14 protein-coding genes and 1 riboswitch are annotated in these 17,465 nt (G+C 64.7%); of the genes, 10 read left to right on the top strand and 4 right to left on the bottom strand.

The window, feature by feature from the left end; translation table 11 throughout:
• Nucleotides 1–139 precede the first annotated feature (139 nt).
• Nucleotides 140–1,120 carry an NAD(P)H-dependent glycerol-3-phosphate dehydrogenase gene (locus AC5ZG1_RS03515; RefSeq protein ID WP_456644703.1) on the top strand — a complete coding sequence of 327 codons (981 nt, stop codon included), beginning with the start codon at nt 140–142 and terminating at the stop codon, nt 1,118–1,120.
• Nucleotides 1,121–1,122: 2 nt separating this feature from the next.
• The gene (locus AC5ZG1_RS03520) at nt 1,123–1,536 is read left to right on the top strand and encodes an EVE domain-containing protein (protein WP_130226288.1); all 414 of its coding nucleotides are present in this window, start codon (nt 1,123–1,125) and stop codon (nt 1,534–1,536) included.
• A gap of 154 nt (nt 1,537–1,690) precedes the next feature.
• Here AC5ZG1_RS03520 and AC5ZG1_RS03525 read toward each other — a convergent pair whose 3' ends face one another.
• Complete coding sequence (locus AC5ZG1_RS03525; protein ID WP_130226289.1) at nt 1,691–2,839, bottom strand: DNA topoisomerase IB; 1,149 nt, start codon at nt 2,837–2,839, stop codon at nt 1,691–1,693.
• Nucleotides 2,840–3,212: 373 nt separating this feature from the next.
• Here AC5ZG1_RS03525 and acs point away from each other — a divergent pair, with 373 nt between their 5' ends.
• From acs to AC5ZG1_RS03540, 3 genes are all read left to right on the top strand, one after another.
• On the top strand, nt 3,213–5,165 hold the full coding sequence (acs, locus tag AC5ZG1_RS03530) for an acetate--CoA ligase (protein ID WP_496131991.1): 1,953 nt from the start codon (nt 3,213–3,215) through the stop codon (nt 5,163–5,165).
• 21 nt (nt 5,166–5,186) lie between these two features.
• The gene (locus AC5ZG1_RS03535) at nt 5,187–5,579 is read left to right on the top strand and encodes a Kazal-type serine protease inhibitor family protein (RefSeq protein WP_456644700.1); all 393 of its coding nucleotides are present in this window, start codon (nt 5,187–5,189) and stop codon (nt 5,577–5,579) included.
• A gap of 274 nt (nt 5,580–5,853) precedes the next feature.
• Nucleotides 5,854–6,384, top strand: coding sequence for a L,D-transpeptidase (locus AC5ZG1_RS03540; RefSeq protein ID WP_028165211.1), 531 nt, complete (start codon nt 5,854–5,856; stop codon nt 6,382–6,384).
• Between the two features lie 51 nt (nt 6,385–6,435).
• Here the strand turns inward: AC5ZG1_RS03540 and AC5ZG1_RS03545 are convergent, their stop codons facing one another.
• A complete protein-coding gene (locus AC5ZG1_RS03545; RefSeq protein ID WP_496131992.1) occupies nt 6,436–6,945 on the bottom strand; it encodes a thermonuclease family protein in 510 nt (169 codons plus the stop codon).
• Nucleotides 6,946–7,161: 216 nt separating this feature from the next.
• Nucleotides 7,162–7,359, bottom strand: a complete 198-nt coding sequence (locus AC5ZG1_RS03550) for a DUF1674 domain-containing protein (RefSeq protein WP_028165213.1) — start codon at nt 7,357–7,359, stop codon at nt 7,162–7,164.
• 196 nt (nt 7,360–7,555) lie between these two features.
• Between AC5ZG1_RS03550 and AC5ZG1_RS03555 the strand changes: the two genes are divergently transcribed.
• From AC5ZG1_RS03555 to purH, 3 genes are all read left to right on the top strand, one after another.
• Complete coding sequence (locus tag AC5ZG1_RS03555; protein WP_130226292.1) at nt 7,556–8,902, top strand: RsmB/NOP family class I SAM-dependent RNA methyltransferase; 1,347 nt, start codon at nt 7,556–7,558, stop codon at nt 8,900–8,902.
• Between the two features lie 190 nt (nt 8,903–9,092).
• Nucleotides 9,093–10,847 carry a heparinase II/III family protein gene (locus AC5ZG1_RS03560; protein ID WP_496131993.1) on the top strand — a complete coding sequence of 585 codons (1,755 nt, stop codon included), beginning with the start codon at nt 9,093–9,095 and terminating at the stop codon, nt 10,845–10,847.
• A 59-nt stretch (nt 10,848–10,906) separates the two neighbouring features.
• Nucleotides 10,907–10,988, top strand: a riboswitch (ZMP/ZTP riboswitch).
• Nucleotides 10,989–11,011: 23 nt separating this feature from the next.
• Nucleotides 11,012–12,604 carry a bifunctional phosphoribosylaminoimidazolecarboxamide formyltransferase/IMP cyclohydrolase gene (purH, locus tag AC5ZG1_RS03565; RefSeq protein ID WP_496131994.1) on the top strand — a complete coding sequence of 531 codons (1,593 nt, stop codon included), beginning with the start codon at nt 11,012–11,014 and terminating at the stop codon, nt 12,602–12,604.
• 114 nt (nt 12,605–12,718) lie between these two features.
• Here purH and AC5ZG1_RS03570 read toward each other — a convergent pair whose 3' ends face one another.
• On the bottom strand, nt 12,719–14,104 hold the full coding sequence (locus tag AC5ZG1_RS03570; RefSeq protein ID WP_496131995.1) for an MFS transporter: 1,386 nt from the start codon (nt 14,102–14,104) through the stop codon (nt 12,719–12,721).
• Between the two features lie 219 nt (nt 14,105–14,323).
• Between AC5ZG1_RS03570 and ggt the strand changes: the two genes are divergently transcribed.
• Nucleotides 14,324–15,970 carry a gamma-glutamyltransferase gene (gene ggt, locus AC5ZG1_RS03575; RefSeq protein ID WP_496132090.1) on the top strand — a complete coding sequence of 549 codons (1,647 nt, stop codon included), beginning with the start codon at nt 14,324–14,326 and terminating at the stop codon, nt 15,968–15,970.
• A 183-nt stretch (nt 15,971–16,153) separates the two neighbouring features.
• Entirely contained in the window at nt 16,154–17,452 is a 1,299-nt protein-coding gene (locus AC5ZG1_RS03580; protein WP_130226297.1) for an MFS transporter, read from the top strand.
• Nucleotides 17,453–17,465: the final 13 nt, after the last annotated feature.

Raw genomic sequence — 17,465 nt, forward strand, 5'->3', positions numbered from 1 at the left:
TCGGATTTGCGCGTAGCGCAAATCCGGGTGAGCGGGAGCCTCCGCGCACACCTCACTTTGCGGATTCGCGGAGAGCAGCCCCTCACCCCAACCCTCTCCCCGCAAGAGCGGGGAGAGGGAGTTCAGATGAGTCTGCCTGATGCCGGCGCATCAATCTGTTGGAGTGATAGGCGCGGGCGCGTGGGGCACGGCGCTCGCGGCCGTCGCGGCGCGGGCCGGTCGCGATGTCGTGCTCTATGCGCGCGACGCGGCGCACGCTGCGCAGATCCAGGCGACGCGCACCAATCCAAGACTTCCCGGCGTGCCTCTCGACTCCAGCGTCAAGGTCACCGCCGACATTGCAGCGGCTGCCCGCACCGATCTCATCCTCGTCGTAACCCCCGCGCAGCATTTGCGTGCGGCTGTCATGCATCTGGCGCCCCGACTTGCAGAGGCGACGCCCGTCATCGCCTGCGCCAAGGGCATCGAGCGCGGCACCCACAAGTTCATGACCGACGTGATTGCGGAGGCCGCACCCGATGCGACGCCGGCGATATTGTCGGGACCAAGCTTCGCCGACGATGTAGCGCGCGGGCTTCCAACAGCGGTGACGCTGGCGACGAGAGATGAATCCCTGGCGAGCGCGCTGGTGCAGGCGCTGGGGTCGCCGACCTTCCGGCCCTATCACACGACCGATGTCCGCGGCGTCGAAATCGGCGGTGCCGCCAAGAACGTGCTGGCGATCGCGGCCGGCATCGTGGCTGGCCGCGAGCTCGGAGCGTCAGCGCTTGCGGCACTGACCACGCGCGGCTTCAGCGAACTGGCGCGGCTCGGACGTGCGTGCGGCGCACGCGCCGAAACCTTGGTGGGACTGTCCGGCCTCGGGGACCTGATCCTGACCTGCTCCAGCCCGCAGTCGCGCAATTTCGCGCTCGGCATTGCGCTCGGCCGCGGGGAAGAGCCGCCAGCCGGCAAGCTTGCCGAAGGCATGTTCACTGCACCGGTGCTGATCGAGCTTGCGGCTTCGCAAAATATCGAGATGCCGGTATCAAATGCGGTGGCAGCGATCCTTACCAGGCAATTGACGATCGATGCCGCGATCGAGAGCCTGTTGACGCGGCCATTCAAGGCGGAGGGATGATGATGGCGTATTGGCTGGTGAAATCCGAACCGTCGACCTGGTCCTGGGACCAGCAGGTAGCGAAGGGCGCCAAGGGCGAGGCCTGGACCGGCGTGCGCAACTTCACCGCGCGCCAGAATCTCGTCAACATGAAGAAGGGCGACAAGGCCTTCTTCTATCACTCCAACGAGGGCAAGGAGATCGTCGGCATCGCCGAGATCATCAAGGAGGCCTATCCCGACCCGACCGACAAGACCGGCAAATTCGTCTGCGTCGACATCAAGGCCGACAAGCCCTTGAAGACGCCGGTGACGATCGGAGCGATCAAGGCCGAGGACAAGCTCGCCGACATGGCGCTGGTCAAATATTCGCGCCTGTCGGTGCAGCCCGTGACCGCGGACGAGTGGAAGATCGTCTGCAAGATGGGCGGGCTCTGAAACCCTCTCCCCTTGTGGGAGAGGGTGCGGTCGCGAAGCGAGCGCGGGTGAGGGGTTCTCTCCGCAAACGCCTGTGTTCGTGGTGGGCAAACCCCTCATCCGTCGCGGACTTCGTCCGCGCCACCTTCTCCCACATGGGGAGAAGGAAAAAAGATCAAACCGCCGCTGCGGTCACCACCTGCGCCAATAGCTGCTCGCGCTTGGCTTGCGTTCGATAGCCTTTCATGGTCGCGGCGAAACGCTCCAGGATGCCGTCCTCGAAGGCGGTGACGATGGTGTCGTGGACATAGCTCTTGCGGCAGATCGCGGGCGTATTGGAGAGTTCATCGGCCGCCGCGCGCACCGCTTCCAGCACCTGCTTCTTGCGGCCGCGGGCGCTCGAGGCCGGCGTGATCCGCGACAGCGATTCCAGCACGACGGCGGAGGCCATCAGCGTGCGAAAATCCTTCAGCGAAATCTTGATACCGGCGATCTCGCGCAGGAACGCATTCACCGCCGTGGTCGACGCCGCACGGACGGTGCCGGACCTGTCGCGATACTGGAACATGCGCTTGCCCGGCACGCTCCGCAGGATGCCGATCGCGCGCACCAGCTTGGCCGCGTCGCATTCCTTGCGCACGGCCTTGCCGCCCTTGGCCTTGAAGGTCAGGACCACGCAGTCGTCCTCGAGCGTGACGTTCGACTTCAAGAGCGTGGTGGCGCCGCGGGTGCCGTTGAGCCGCGCATAGGATTCATTGCCGGGGCGTATCGCCGTGCGCGCAATCAATTCGATCACCGCAGACAGCGCAAATTCGCGCGTCGGCTCATCGCCGGACAGATATTTCGAGACGTTGCGCCGGATCTTCGGCAGCGCCCCCACCAGCTTTGCCAGCCGATGCGCCTTGCGGTGCTCGCGGACCTTCTCCCAGTCGGCGTGATAGCGGTATTGCAGCCGTCCCGCGGCATCGCGGCCGATCGCCTGCAGATGCGAACTCGGATCGTGGGAGTAGCGCACCTCGCGATAGGCGGGCGGTACCGCCATCGCATGGAGGCGGCGGATGGTCCGGGCGTCGCGGATGTGCGAGCCGTTGGCGCGAACAAATGAATAGTTCTTGCCGCGCTTGACACGGCGGATGGTGAGCAGAGCCTGGTCGCCGAGCTTGAGGCCAAGTTCCGCAGCCAGTTCCTTCACCGAGCCCTTGACGGTGATCTTCTGCTTGGGAGTGGGCAGCTTGGTCGGCCATTGGCCCAGTGCTTTCGCCAGCGGCAGCGTCGGATCGGCGGAAACGGGCCGCGTAGCCACAAAATTCTGCTGATCCATCATGACCGTTGACGCCTTGGCTCCACTGGTTTTCGGTAATGCCGATTTTTATGGCTTGGTTCCGGAGGCTGTTGGCCTCGGGAACGCCATTTAGGGGGTTACTCCGGCTTTTGCGAGTCGCGAATCAGTCATTAACGGTTCCTAAATACCGTTCATGGCCGCCATTCGCGCGATAACGTTGATTTTGACCTCGCTCAAAACGCGATTTTGATCGATCCCCCCAACTGGAAGCAAGGCTCCGGCACGAGAAGCCGACCAAGGTCCAAGACACCAGCGCTTGTCCGGGTATTGTCCGGCGACGCATAATCACCGTAACCATGAAGATGGCCCGCAACACCGGGATCACGCGGGCCGGATGTCGAGTGGAGGGAATGTGATGTCCGAGAAGATTTATGACGTCTCAGCCGATTGGGCCAAACGCGCCTATATCGACGACGCCAAATACCAGGAGATGTATGCGCGCTCGGTTTCCGACCCCAACGGCTTCTGGGCCGAGCACGGCAAGCGCATCGGCTGGATCAAGCCGTACTCCAAGGTCGAGAATGTCTCCTTCGCGCCCGGCAACATCTCGATCAAATGGTTCGAGGACGGCGTGCTCAACGTCGCCTGGAACTGCATCGACCGCCATCTCGAAACCCGCGGCGACCAGACCGCGATCATCTGGGAGGGCGACGACCCCTCGAAGTCGAAGCACATCACCTATCGCGAGCTGCACGACGAAGTCTGCCGGATGGCCAACATCCTGCGCAACCGCAACGTCAGCAAGGGCGACCGCGTCACCATCTATTTGCCGATGATCCCCGAGGCCGCCTATGCGATGCTGGCCTGTGCGCGGATCGGCGCGATTCATTCGGTGGTGTTCGCGGGCTTCTCGCCCGACAGCCTCGCCCAGCGCATCAGCGACTGCAAATCCAAGATCGTCATCACCGCTGACGAGGGATTGCGCGGGGGAAGGAAAGTGCCGCTGAAGGCCAATGTCGACGCGGCGCTGGCCAAGACCGAGGGCGTCGACTGGGTCGTCGTGGTCAAGCACACCGGCGCTGCCGTCGACATGAATCCGACCCGCGACTTCTGGTACCACGAGGCGGCCGAGATGGTGACGACGGACTGCCCGTGCGAGCCGATGCACGCGGAAGATCCGCTGTTCATCCTCTATACGTCAGGCTCGACCGGCCAGCCCAAGGGTGTGCTGCACACCTCCGGCGGCTATCTCGTGTTCGCGTCGATGACGCATCAATATGTGTTCGACTATCACGATGGCGACATCTACTGGTGCACCGCCGACGTCGGCTGGGTCACCGGCCACACCTACATCCTCTACGGTCCGCTCGCCAACGGCGCGACCACGCTGATGTTCGAGGGCGTACCGAACTATCCCGACAATTCCCGCTTCTGGAACGTCATCGACAAGCACAAGGTCAACATCTTCTACACCGCGCCGACCGCGATCCGCGCGCTGATGCAGGGTGGCGACGAGCCCGTCAAGAAGACGTCGCGCAAGAGCCTGAAGCTGCTCGGCTCGGTCGGCGAGCCGATCAATCCGGAAGCCTGGGAATGGTACTACCGCGTGGTCGGCGACAGCCGCTGCCCGATCGTCGACACCTGGTGGCAGACCGAGACCGGCGGCATCCTGATCACCCCGCTGCCCGGCGCCACCAAGCTCAAGCCGGGCTCGGCGACACGGCCATTCTTCGGCGTGGTGCCTGAGATCGTCGATGCCGAGGGCAAGGTGCTGGAGGGCGAGGCGACCGGCAATCTATGCCTGATCCGTTCCTGGCCCGGCCAGATGCGCACCGTCTATGGCGACCACGCCCGTTTCGAGCAGACCTATTTCTCGACCTACAAGGGCAAGTATTTCACCGGCGACGGCTGCCGGCGCGACGCCGACGGCTTTTACTGGATCACCGGCCGCGTCGACGACGTCATCAACGTCTCCGGCCACCGCATGGGCACCGCCGAGGTCGAGAGCTCGCTGGTGGCGCATGCGGCGGTGTCGGAAGCCGCCGTGGTCGGCTATCCCCATGACATCAAGGGCCAGGGCATCTACGCCTATGTCACGCTGATGGCGGGCACCGAGCCGAGCGAGGAGTTGCGCAAGGAGCTGGTTGCCTGGGTGCGCAAGGACATCGGTCCGATCGCCTCGCCCGACTTGATCCAGTTCGCGCCGGGCCTGCCCAAGACCCGCTCCGGCAAGATCATGCGCCGCATCCTGCGCAAGATCGCCGAGGACGAACCGTCAAGCCTCGGCGACACCTCGACGCTGGCCGATCCCGCGGTGGTTGATGATCTCGTCAAGAACCGGCAGAACAAGAAGGGCGCCGCGGTTTAACACCGCGGCAGGGGGGAGTTCATGGGGTTGCACTTTGGTCGTCTTGCCGCCGCGGCGCTGATCGCCGCGGCCGGTCTCATGATCGGCATGCCGAGCTTGCGCGCGGCGAATCTCGACGATGCCTGCGGGGGGCCGGAGAAGATCACCTGCAACTCGGCGCTGTTCTGTCGCAAGGAGGCCGGACAGTGCGGGGTCGCGGATGCCAAGGGCACCTGCGAAAAAGCCCCGGCTTTTTGCATCCGGATTCACCGGCCGGTTTGCGGTTGCAACGGCAAGACCTATCCGAACGAGTGCGAAGCGCGGCACGTCAAGGTCGCGGTCGATTATGCCGGCCCTTGCAAGAAGGCACCGGGTGCCGCCGAGCCGAAGCCGGAGAAGTCGCCCGCGACCAAGAAGAAAAAATCGAGCAAGTAGGCGCGATCGACATCTTCCAATCCTCACGCGATTGTCACGCGTCCGCAGCGGGAGCGGCACGTTTGCCGCCGCAGGTTGTGTCGTTTGCGGGTCATTTACTTTATTTGCAACTTTTCCGCTCTTCCGCCCGACGCGAACCGCCCCCCGCGCGACATAAGAAAACAGCCGGTTAACACACACGGTCAAGAATGCCGGGTGCGAACGGCAGGCCGGAGCCTGACCGGCAGCGCGATATCTGAGATCCCGCAAAGGGCGGCTGGATGTGGAGAGTTTCATGTCGATGAGGATCGCGGTGGCCATGGCTGCCACCTTTGGGCTGGGCGTATTTGCGCTGGGCGCATTGATGCCGACAGCCGCCGAAGCGCGGCCGGAAATGGTCGATATGCACGACGACCATTATTCTCCGGGCACGATCGTGGTGAGGACCGGCGAGCGGCGCCTCTATCTGGTTCTCGATTACGGTCACGCCATGCGTTATCCGGTCGGCGTCGGCAAGGCCGGCAAGCAGTGGGCCGGCACCACGCAGATCGACGGCAAATACCGCTATCCGGCCTGGTCGCCGCCCGCCGAAGTCAAGCGCGACAAGCCCCACATGCCCGACGTGATTCCCGGCGGCTCGCCGCGCAATCCGATGGGCGTTGCGGCGATGACGCTCGCCGGCGGCGAATATGCGATCCATGGCACCAACGTGCCGGGCTCGGTCGGCGGCTTCGTCTCCTATGGTTGCATCCGCATGCTGAACGATGACATCACCGACCTCTACTCCCGCGTCCCCGTCGGCGCCACCGTGGTCGTCACGCACTGAACCGATCGAAGCACGCGAATTAACAAAACCTGCGCTGTTGCGCGGCTTTTCTCATTCCCAGAAGCGTCGGCTCCTCGCGCACCAGCCAAAGCGATGGCCGCCATTGTAGCTGCGCGCATGGCCTGCCGCGAGCAGTGCCGCCGACACGTTGTCCGTACGCCTGGTCGCGACGTTGGCGACGACGCGCCCCGGATATTTGTCGGGACCGATATTGTAGATCACGACGCCGCCCTGGCTGAGAAGATTGCGCAAGGCATCGGTCGCAGCCTCGGCCCTTTCCAATTCTTCCTGGCATGATGCCTTCAACTCCGGCGCATCGATGCCGCGCAAGCGGACATGGGTCATGAGGTCGCGTCCCTGCTCCAGATGCACGCGCGCCTCGAACGTGTCGCCGTCGATCGTCCTGACGACATCGACAGTGCGGCGGACATCTGGAGTGCCGCCGCGCTGCCAGATCGCATCGGCATCCTGCACGCGGCTACTACCCCAATGCGGAAGCTGCCAAGGCACCCATTGCCGGATTGGAAGCATGGTGCCGAGCGCAATACCGATCACGAACACCCATGGCAAAGCAGCCGAGAACCGACGGCCAAATGGAGCGCGGCGAAATGATCGCCGATATGGATTGATTCGCTCGTCGGGAGGCATCGCCCCACGCTAGAGCATGATCCGGAAAAGTGGAAACCGGTTTTCCGTCGCGACAAACGCGAAGCGTTTGCGTGGGAAGATCATGCCCAAACAAGATCGAGCCCGGTGAGGTGAGAAGAGACGGCTGCGTCAGAAATCCGACGCGATGCCCTTGCTCTCCCAATCGCCGTAGCGTGTCGGTTCCGGTCCCTTTGGTCCCTGAACCTCCTTCTGCATCGGCGTTGCGTTTGCCGCCGCGGCCTTCCGTCGCGCTTCGGCTTCGGCAAGCGCGCGCTGCGCGGCTGGCGTCAGCGGCTTGCGTTCCGGCGGTGATCCATTGTCGGCCATGCTACGATTTTCCTGCAACTTTCCTGCAACAGATTTTTATATCGCGGATGACCACAAACCTTTGGCATCACGATCAAGAAATCGGAAGACCGATTCTTAGATTTGGCTTATTCGCATGCCAGAGCTGTGGCCTCTTCCCCATGATGGCATGAGCCGAGGCGCTATCCGCTTTCCCTGACTGAGATATTTCCGCTCCATGCCCCCTTCAAGATTTGCAGCGTCGATCGAAGTGCCCGGCCTTGCGGCGCGACGGATCGCAGCCGACATTCTGGACGGCGTTCTGCACAAGCATCGCACGCTCGATGACCAGCTCGATGGCACTGGCGCCCATCCCGGCCTCAAGACGCTTGCCGATCGCGACCGCGCGCTGATGCGCCGATTGGTGTCGACGATCCTGCGCCGGCTCGGAACCCTCGGCCATCTGCTGTCGCGCCTGCTCGACCGCGGCATCCCGACCGATGCGCCGCGTGCGCAGAGCGCGCTTTTGATCGGCGCCGCGCAGATCCTCTGGATGGACGTGCCCGATCATGCCGCGGTCGATCTGTCGGTGCGACTCGTGCAATCGGACCGGCGCGCCGCCAAATATGCAGGCCTCGTCAATGCCGTGCTGCGCCGCTGCGCCCGTGAGGGCCATGCGCTGGTCGACGAGGTCAGGACCCAGACGCTGGATCTCCCGCACTGGTTGTTTGCGCGCTGGGCCGCCCATTACGGCGAAGCCACCGCGCGCGAAATGGCGCTTGCCATCGCCAATGAGCCCTCGCTCGACCTCACGGTGAAATCCGACCCCGCGCAATGGGCGAGCCGGCTGCACGGCGAGATGCTGCCGACGGGAACCGTGCGTACGCTGTTGCACGGCTCGGTGACCATGCTGCCGGGCTTTCCGGAAGGGCAATGGTGGGTGCAGGACGCCGCCGCGGCACTTCCGGCGCGGCTGTTCGGCGACATCAAAGGCAAGCGAATCGCCGATCTCTGCGCCGCGCCCGGCGGCAAGACGGCGCAGCTCGCCTATGCCGGCGCACAGGTGACTGCCGTCGATCGCTCGCCGGCGCGGATGGCACGGCTGCGCGACAACCTTGCGCGACTTTCGCTTTCGGCGGAATGCATCGTCGCCGACGCCGTCGAGTGGCCGGGCGGTGGTGACGGCTTCGACGGCATCCTGCTCGACGCGCCCTGCACCTCGACCGGCACCATCCGCCGCCACCCCGATGTGGCTTGGCTGCGGCAGGAGGCCGAGATCGCGACGCTGGCCGCCCTGCAGAAGCGGCTGCTGCAAAAGGCGGTCACCCTGCTCAAGTCAGGCGGAACACTGGTCTATTGCACCTGTTCGCTGGAGCCGGAGGAGGGCGAGCAACCCATTGCGGCGCTCCTGGGCAGCGAATCAGGGCTGCGCCGCGCGCCGATCACCCCAAGCGAGGTCGCCGGCCTCTCCGAGCTCGTGACCGCCGACGGCGACTTGCGCACACTGCCCTGCCATCTGCCCCATGCCGATGCGAGGCTCGGCGGATTGGACGGATTCTACGCCGCGCGACTGGTTAAATCCTGATTTCATTCAGCTTTCACCGTCGCTGGAGCCCGATCTTCGCGCCAATGGTTTGCGGTTGGCGCGAAGAAAACCGGTGCGCCCTTGTCCGGATCGCGCTGCACCTGATTCGCGCCGTTTCAAGATGGTGTCTTGGCGGCGTTTCCGGATTAAAAGGATTCGCCAGAATCCCTTCTCCCTTCAAAGGTTAGGCGTGTCCGTCGCCCAACGCAGACGCATCTCGACGCTGATCGCTGGCCGCTTCGCGCGCAGCGTGGCCGCGCGCGCCAGCGGCGGAACCGTCGCGCTCTCGCGATTGTGGCCCGGCCGCAGCGACCGCCTGATCATCGCCCCGCATGACCTGCGTACGGCGGATGCCACCCGCGCCGCGGAAATCTATGCCGGCCGCTTCGTGTTCGCCGGCAAGATCGTGACCTGCCACGGCCGTTCGATCTTCGACCTCGAGCCGCCATCGGAGGATTGGGAGGCGGCCCTGCTCGGCTTCGGCTGGCTGCGCCATCTGCGCGTCGCCGATACCGCGCTGACCCGGGCCAATGCGCGTTCCCTGATCGACGACTGGATGTCGAACGCGTCGCGCAAGCGGCCGCTGGAGCGGCGCGCCGACGTGCGGGCGCGCCGTGTCATCTCGCTGTTGTCGCAGGCGCCGCTGGTGCTCAGCGATACGGACGGCAAATTCTACCGGAAATATCTGCGCGGGCTGGGACGCGAGATCCGCCATTTGCGCTACGGCATGGTCGATGCCGCCGATGGCGTGCCGCGGCTGCAGGTCCTGATCGCGCTGTGCTACGCCTCGCTCTGCCTTGCCAACCAGGCTCGCCACGTCCGCTCGGCGACGCGACGTCTGTCCGACGAATTGCAACGGCAGATCCTGCCCGATGGCGGCCACATCTCGCGCAATCCCGGCGCGCTGGTCGAACTGCTCAGCGATATGCTGCCGCTGCGCCAGACCTTCGCCGCTCGCAACATCGCCCCGCCGCCGGCGCTGCTCAACGCCATCGATCGCATGATGCCGATGCTGCGCTTCTTCCGCCATGGCGATGGCAGCTTCGCGCTGTTCAACGGCATGAGCACCGCGCCGTCCGACCTCGTCGCGACACTCTTGGCCTATGACGACGCCCACGGCGCACCGATGGCGAGCATGCCGCATACCGGGTATCAGCGGCTCGACGCCGGCAACATGACCGTGATCATCGACACCGGCCCGCCGCCGCCGCCCAGCATCAGCCAGGATGCCCATGCCGGATGTCTGTCGTTCGAGCTTTCATCCGGACCGAGCCGGATCGTCGTCAATTGCGGCATGCCTGCCACCGGTCGCGACAATTGGCGGCCGTTCGCGCGCTCGACGGCGGCGCATTCGACACTGACCTATCACGACACCTCATCCTGCCAGTTCGTCGAGATGTCCGCGATGAAGCGCCTGCTCAAGGGCGCGCCGATCACCAGCGGCCCGAGCAATGTCGAGAGCTATCGCGAGGCAACCGGCAATGGCGATGTCCTGACGACCTCGCATGACGGCTATCTCTCGCGCTTCGGCGTCATCCACCACCGCGTGCTGATGGCGGCGCAGGACGGCTCGCGGCTCGACGGCGAGGATACGGTGTCGCCGCCATCAGGCGGCCGCATCAAGGGCCACGGCAGCGAATACGCGCTGCGGTTTCACCTGCACCCGTCGGTGAAGGCGAGCCGGCTTTCGGATGCCCGCGGCGTCATGCTGGTCTTGCCGAACCGCGACGTCTGGACCTTCGAGGCGGTCGACGACAAGGTCGATCTCGAGGACAGCGTGTTCCTCGCCGGCAATGACGGCCCGCGCCGCACCTCCCAGATCGTGATCCGGCAGGATGCAAGGCAGGTCTCCACCATCCGCTGGAGTTTCGTCCGCTCGAGCACTTCGGCGTCGGTCACCAATGCGCGCCGCAATGCACGACGCGAGCCGGAACTTCCGCTGTAGACGGACTCCGTCCAGACCTATTGGGCCGTTGTGAAGATCGTCGAAAGCTGCTAACGAGCACTCGCTCGCGCGACTGGCGACCTTGGATGGAGCACCATCGGGAAGCGCGGGATATATCTGCCGCGCGCCTGGGCATAGGTACTCCCTAACAGAGGATCTTGCCCATGACTGACACGACCCGCCGCGTCACCCGCGCCCTCCTTTCCGTTTCCGACAAGACCGGCCTGATCGAGTTCGCCCGCGCGCTCGCCGTCCACGGCGCCGAGCTCGTCTCCACCGGCGGCACCGCGAAAGCGATTGCCGGCGCCGGCCTCAAGGTGAAGGACGTTTCCGACCTGACCGGCTTCCCCGAAATGATGGACGGCCGGGTCAAGACCTTGCATCCCAGGGTGCATGGCGGCCTGCTCGCGATCCGCGACAACAAGGAGCATGCGGCGGCCATGCAGGCCCACGGCATCGCGCCGATCGACCTGCTCGTCGTCAATCTCTATCCGTTCGAGGCCACCGTCGAGAAGGGCGCCGATTTCGAAGAGTGCATCGAGAATATCGACATCGGGGGTCCCGCGATGATCCGCGCCGCGGCGAAGAATCATGACGACGTCGCCGTGATCGTCGAAGCCCAGGACTATCAGGCGGTGCTCGACGAGCTCGCGACCAACAAGGGCGCGACCACGCTCGCGCTTCGCCGCCGCCTCGCCGCCAAGGCCTATGCCCGCACCGCGGCCTATGACGCGGCGATCTCGAACTGGTTCGCGAAAGAACTCAAGACCGAAGCGCCCGATTTCCGCGCCTTCGGCGGCAAGCTGATCCAGAAGCTGCGCTATGGCGAGAACCCGCACCAGAGCGCGGCGTTCTACGCGACGCCGGAGAAGCGCCCGGGCGTCGCCACCGCGCGGCAGGTGCAGGGCAAGGAGCTGTCCTACAACAATATCAACGACACCGACGCGGCCTATGAATGCATCGGCGAGTTCGATGCCAAGCGCACCGCCGCCTGCGTCATCGTCAAGCACGCCAATCCTTGCGGCGTCGCTGAAGGCGCCGATCTCGTCAGCGCCTATCGCAAGGCATTGGCCTGCGATTCGACGTCCGCCTTCGGCGGCATCGTCGCCGTCAACCGCACGCTCGATGCGGCCGCCGCGCGCGCGATCACCGAGATCTTCACCGAAGTCATCATCGCGCCTGACGCGACCGATGAAGCGATCAAGATCGTCGCGGCGAAGAAGAATCTCCGTCTTCTGCTCGCCGGCGGCCTGCCCGATCCGCGAAGCGTCGGCCTCACCGCCAAGACCGTCGCCGGCGGGCTATTGGTGCAGAGCCGCGACAATGCCGTGGTCGACGACATGGCGCTGAAAGTCGTGACCAAGCGCGCGCCGTCGGATGCCGAGCTGCGCGATCTCCAATTCGCCTTCCGCGTTGCAAAGCACGTGAAGTCGAACACCATCATCTACGCCAAGGATCTCGCCACCGTCGGCATCGGCGCCGGCCAGATGAGCCGGGTCGATTCGGCCCGCATCGCCGCGCGCAAGGCGCAGGACGCCGCAGCCGAATTGAAGCTCGCCGAGCCGTTGACCAGGGGCTCGGTCGTCGCCTCGGATGCGTTCTTCCCGTTTGCCGACGGCATGCTCGCCTGCATCGAGGCCGGCGCCACCGCGGTGATCCAGCCCGGCGGCTCCATGCGCGACGACGAAGTGATCAAAGCCGCCGACGAGCACGGCATCGCCATGGTCTTCACCGGCATCAGGCATTTCCGGCACTGATCCGGCAACGCCGTCATTCTGGGGCGCGCGAAGCGCGAACCCGGAATCCAAGAGGTGTGGCACGAGATTCCGGGTTCATCGCTGCGCGATGCCCCGGAATGACGGCGATGACTACTAATCCCGCACCCGCAATATCAGTGCCAGCCCCCCGAGAAAGAACAGCACCAGCACCGCCATGCCGGCCTTCTGGCTCGCGGTTGCTGCGGTGATGGCGCCGATCAGGAGCGGGCCCATGAACGACGTCACCTTGCCCGTCAACGCGAACAATCCGAAATACTGCGCGATGCGGTCCTTCGGCGCGAGCTGGATGAGAAGCGTGCGCGAAGCCGCCTGCAACGGCCCGCCGGCGGCGCCGATCAGACAGCCAAGCACGAGATAGGCGCGCTCGGCCGCGCCAGCGAACAGCGCACCGCCCGGCTCGGGCGGCGCAACCGGCACGAACAGGATCGAATCCTTGTCGACCAAAAGAATCGCTGCGATCGAGAACAAGAGGATGATCAGGCTGCCCACGATCACACGCTTCGGCCCCAGGAGATCGTCGAGCTTGCCGCCTAACCAGGCGCCGAACACGCCGGCGATTGCGAGGATGATGCCGAACGTACCGATCTGGATCGTGCGCCAGCCGAAAGTGCCGGCAGCATAGATGCCGCCGAAGGCGAACAGCGATACCAGCCCGTCGGCATAGATCATGTTGGCGAGCAGGAACGTCGCCACCGATTTCCGCCTTGGCAATTCGCCGATCGTTTGCCTCAGTTCGCGCAAGCCCTCGCGCAGCGCCTGCCGCACCGGCCTCTTCGCCGGATAGTCCGGCGTGAACAGAAACAGCGGCGTCACGAACAGGATGAACCACAGCCCCGTCAACGGCCCGGTGATGCGATCGCCCGCATGCGTGGCGGGATCGAGCCCGAACAGCGGCTTGAAACCGAACAGCGTGCGCCCGCTGTCGGGGCTCGCCGCGAGGAAGCCGAGCACCAAAAACAGGCTAAGCACGCCGCCGACATAGCCGGTGGCCCAACCCGTTCCTGACAGCCGCCCGATCCGGTTCGGCGGCACCAAGGTGGGCATCATCGCATTGTTGAAGACGGTGGCGAATTCGGCGCCGACAGAGGCGAGCGCATAGGCGAACAGAAGCGGCGGGATGATACTGGCATCGCCGGGCCGGCCGATCCACATCAGGGAGGAACCGAGCACGAGCAGCGCGCCGAAGCCCGCGATCCACGGCTTGCGCCGGCCGCTCGCATCCGCAATGGCGCCGAGCACCGGCGACATCAGCGCAATCGCAAGCCCCGCGGCCGCGGTGGCAAAGCCCCACATCGCCTGTCCGCTCGCCGGATCGGGCGCGACGAAACCTGCAAAATAGGGCGCGAAGACGAATGTCGTGATCAGCGTGAAATAAGGCTGCGCGGCCCAGTCGAAAAAGATCCAGCCAACGACGGCGGCACGGCCTGGATATCCCTTCGGCAACTCCGCGTTGCCTGCCTCGCTGATTGCCATGTCCATGCGAAAATCGTCCTGCCCCAATCACGAACAGGCGCTTTGCCTGTCGGCTTCAAATCCATATAGCATGCGGCCCCGACGCGAGCGCTTCACTTCGGCTCCAACCGCGGCGAAATATTGATGACAACTTCCTCAAATGGTTGGCGCAGGATTGTCGCGACTGTCGTGCTCGTGGTCTTCACCATCATGCCGGCAGCCGCGCAGGAACAGCGCCGCTTCTACATGCCACCGGCTGCCGACACCATGCGGGGCATTGCCGCCGAACATGGCATGGTGGTGGCGCAGGAAAAACTTGCAGCCCGCGTCGGCGCCGACATCATGCGCCAGGGCGGCAATGCCGTCGATGCGGCAGTCGCGACCGGCTTTGCCATGGCAGTGACCTATCCGCGCGCCGGTAATATCGGCGGCGGCGGTTTCATGGTGATCCACCTTGCGGATCGCAACGAGGATATCGCGATCGACTATCGCGAGACCGCTCCCAGCGCCATCACCCGCGACATCTTCCTCAATGCCGAGGGCAAGCCCGATCCCGACAAGTCGCGCAATTCCGCGCTCGGCATCGGCGTGCCCGGCACCGTCGCCGGTCTCGCACTGGCGCTTCAGAAATATGGCTCGGGGAAATTCACGCTGGCGCAGATCGTCAAACCCGCGATCGACTTGGCGCGCGACGGACTTCCAGTTGCTGATGATATCGCGGACACGCTGCCGGATATGTATCGCCGCATGTCGCGCTGGCCGAACTCGGCTAGGACATTCTCCCGCGTCGATGGCTCGCCGCTGCATGAGGGCGACACGCTGATCCAGAGCGACCTCGCGGCTACGCTCACCGCGATCGCCGAACAGGGCCCGCGCGGCTTCTACGAAGGGCCGGTCGCGGAAAAACTCGTCAAGGCTATCAGCGATGCCGGCGGCATCATGGCGCTGGATGATCTGAAATCCTATCAGCCCGTGATTCGCACGCCGGTGCGCGGCACCTATCGCGGCTATGACATCGTCTCGATGCCGCTGCCTTCCTCTGGCGGCATCGTGCTGCTGGAGATACTGAACATCCTCGAGGGTTTCCAGATGTCCGACATGAAGCAGGGCTCTGCCTCCTCGCTCCATGTCATGATCGAAGCGATGAAGCGCGCCTATGCCGATCGCGCCCGCTATCTCGGCGATCCCGCCTTCATCAACGCGCCGACACTCGCTTTGCTCGACAAGGATTATGCCGCCAAGCAGCGCGCCACCATCGACCTTGCCCGCGCCACGCCCTGGGCCGAAGCGGCAGCAGTGCCGCCGCAGCGCGAAGGCTCCAACACCACGCATTACTCCGTGGTCGACGCCAGCGGCAATGCGGTCAGCAACACCTATACGCTGAACTTCCCCTATGGCGTCGGCCTCGTCGCCGAAGGCACCGGCGTGCTGCTCAACAATGAGCTCGACGATTTCACCGCCGCGCCCGGCGCCTCGAATGCATTCGGCCTGGTCGGCTTCGAGGCCAACCTGCCGGGTGCGGGAAAACGGCCGTTATCGTCGATGTCGCCAACCATCGTGCTGAGGAACGGCAAGCCGGTCCTGGTGACCGGCACGCCCGGTGGCAGCCGCATCATCTCCGCCGTGACGCAGGTGATCGTCGATGTCATCGACTACAAAATGGATATCGCCGCCGCCGTTGCCGCTCCGCGCGTGCATCATCAATGGCTGCCGGATGAAGTGCGGATCGAGAAGGGATTTCCCGATGACGTGCTGGCCGAGCTGAGAGCCAAAGGCCACAAGCTGGTCGAGCCGCTCGGCTATTCCTCCGCCAACTCGATCCTGGTGACGTCGAACGGCCCGCTCGGCGCCCCCGATCCCCGCACCCGCGGCGCCGAAGCGGCGGGGTATTGATATCGCCGTCGAATACTCTCTCCACGTCGTTGCGAGCGAAGCGAAGCAATGACGGAGAAGGCGCGAGGATCGGCACAGCCCGACAGGCGCGCCGTTGCGGAACTATCGCGATAGATTTACCTTTCCGGCGAACCGCCGCATGCGATAGGCGCGGCCAATAAAAAACTCGCGGAGACCTCGAACATGACGATATCGGAGCCATCGAAGGCGGTGGAAGTCGCCGAAATCCACGACACGAGCCTGCTCGCCTTCTACCGCGACATGAACCTGCAGGAGCGGCGCACCTTCTGGGCGTGCGCCTCGGGCTGGGCGCTCGACGGCATGGATTTCATGATCTATCCGCTGGTGATCGGCACCATCATCACCCTGTGGAAGGTCGATCCCGGCACCGCGGGCCTTGCGGGAACGGTGACGCTGCTCTCGTCGGCCATCGGCGGCTGGCTCGGCGGCTATCTCGCCGACCGCATCGGCCGCGTCAGGACGTTGCAGCTCACCATTCTCTGGTTCTCGTTCTTCTCGCTGGTCTGCGCGGTCGCGCAGAACTTCGATCAACTCCTGATCGCGCGGGCAGTTCTGGGCCTCGGCTTCGGTGGCGAATGGGCGGCGGGCGCGGTGCTGATGGGCGAAGCGATCCGGCCGCAATATCGCGGGCGCGCGGTCGGCTCGGTGCAATCGGGCTGGGCCGTCGGCTGGGGTCTTGCGGTGCTCGCGCAGGCGATCCTGTTCTCGATCCTGCCGGCGGAAATCGCATGGCGCTGGATGTTCGTGATCGGCGCGCTGCCGGCGCTCCTGGTGTTCTATCTGCGCCGCTACGTCACCGAGCCCGAGATCGCCGCTGCCACGCGCCAAAAGCAGCAGGCCGCGGGCGACCGGCCGTCGCTGTGGGAGATCTTCCACGGACCGATCCTGAAGACGACCATCCTGGCGTCGTTGGCGGCGACCGGCTGCCAAGGCGGCTACTACGCCATCACCTTCTGGGTACCGCGCTTCCTCACCACCGAGCGGCACCTTTCGGTGGTCACCTCGACCGGTTATCTCGCCGCGCTGATCATCGGCTCGTTCATCGGCTATCTTGTCGGCGCCTGGCTCGCCGATCGTATCGGGCGTCGGAACCTGTTCCTGACCTTCTCGCTCGGCGCCATCGCCGTCGTGCTGGTCTATACGCAAGTGGAGATCAGCAACGAATTGCTGTGGGTGCTGGGCTTTCCGCTCGGCTTCTTCGCGTCAGGCTATTTCTCCGGCATGGGCGCGTTCCTGACCGAGCTCTATCCGACGCGGCTGCGCGGCTCCGGACAGGGCTTCTGCTATAATTTTGGCCGCGGCATTGGCGCGCTGTTCCCGTTTCTCGTCGGCGCGCTCTCGACCACGACCTCGCTCGCCAACGCGATCGCGATTTTCGCGGTCGCCGCTTACGCTGTATTCTTCCTGGCCGCCTACGCGCTGCCGGAGACGCGCGGACGGGTGTTGCATGCTGAGGGATAAATAACACGGGAGG

This window comes from Bradyrhizobium sp. Leo78, from assembly GCF_059512425.1.

What these genes read in the sequence shown, in the direction of transcription:
- AC5ZG1_RS03515 (WP_456644703.1), top strand. Translation starts at nt 140, where the DNA reads ATGCCGGCGCATCAATCTGTTGGAGTGATAGGCGCGGGCGCGTGGGGC.
- AC5ZG1_RS03520 (WP_130226288.1), top strand. Translation starts at nt 1,123, where the DNA reads ATGGCGTATTGGCTGGTGAAATCCGAACCGTCGACCTGGTCCTGGGAC.
- AC5ZG1_RS03525 (WP_130226289.1), bottom strand. Translation starts at nt 2,839, where the DNA reads ATGATGGATCAGCAGAATTTTGTGGCTACGCGGCCCGTTTCCGCCGAT.
- acs (WP_496131991.1), top strand. Translation starts at nt 3,213, where the DNA reads ATGTCCGAGAAGATTTATGACGTCTCAGCCGATTGGGCCAAACGCGCC.
- AC5ZG1_RS03535 (WP_456644700.1), top strand. Translation starts at nt 5,187, where the DNA reads ATGGGGTTGCACTTTGGTCGTCTTGCCGCCGCGGCGCTGATCGCCGCG.
- AC5ZG1_RS03540 (WP_028165211.1), top strand. Translation starts at nt 5,854, where the DNA reads ATGTCGATGAGGATCGCGGTGGCCATGGCTGCCACCTTTGGGCTGGGC.
- AC5ZG1_RS03550 (WP_028165213.1), bottom strand. Translation starts at nt 7,359, where the DNA reads ATGGCCGACAATGGATCACCGCCGGAACGCAAGCCGCTGACGCCAGCC.
- AC5ZG1_RS03555 (WP_130226292.1), top strand. Translation starts at nt 7,556, where the DNA reads ATGCCCCCTTCAAGATTTGCAGCGTCGATCGAAGTGCCCGGCCTTGCG.
- purH (WP_496131994.1), top strand. Translation starts at nt 11,012, where the DNA reads ATGACTGACACGACCCGCCGCGTCACCCGCGCCCTCCTTTCCGTTTCC.
- AC5ZG1_RS03570 (WP_496131995.1), bottom strand. Translation starts at nt 14,104, where the DNA reads ATGGACATGGCAATCAGCGAGGCAGGCAACGCGGAGTTGCCGAAGGGA.
- ggt (WP_496132090.1), top strand. Translation starts at nt 14,324, where the DNA reads ATGCCACCGGCTGCCGACACCATGCGGGGCATTGCCGCCGAACATGGC.
- AC5ZG1_RS03580 (WP_130226297.1), top strand. Translation starts at nt 16,154, where the DNA reads ATGACGATATCGGAGCCATCGAAGGCGGTGGAAGTCGCCGAAATCCAC.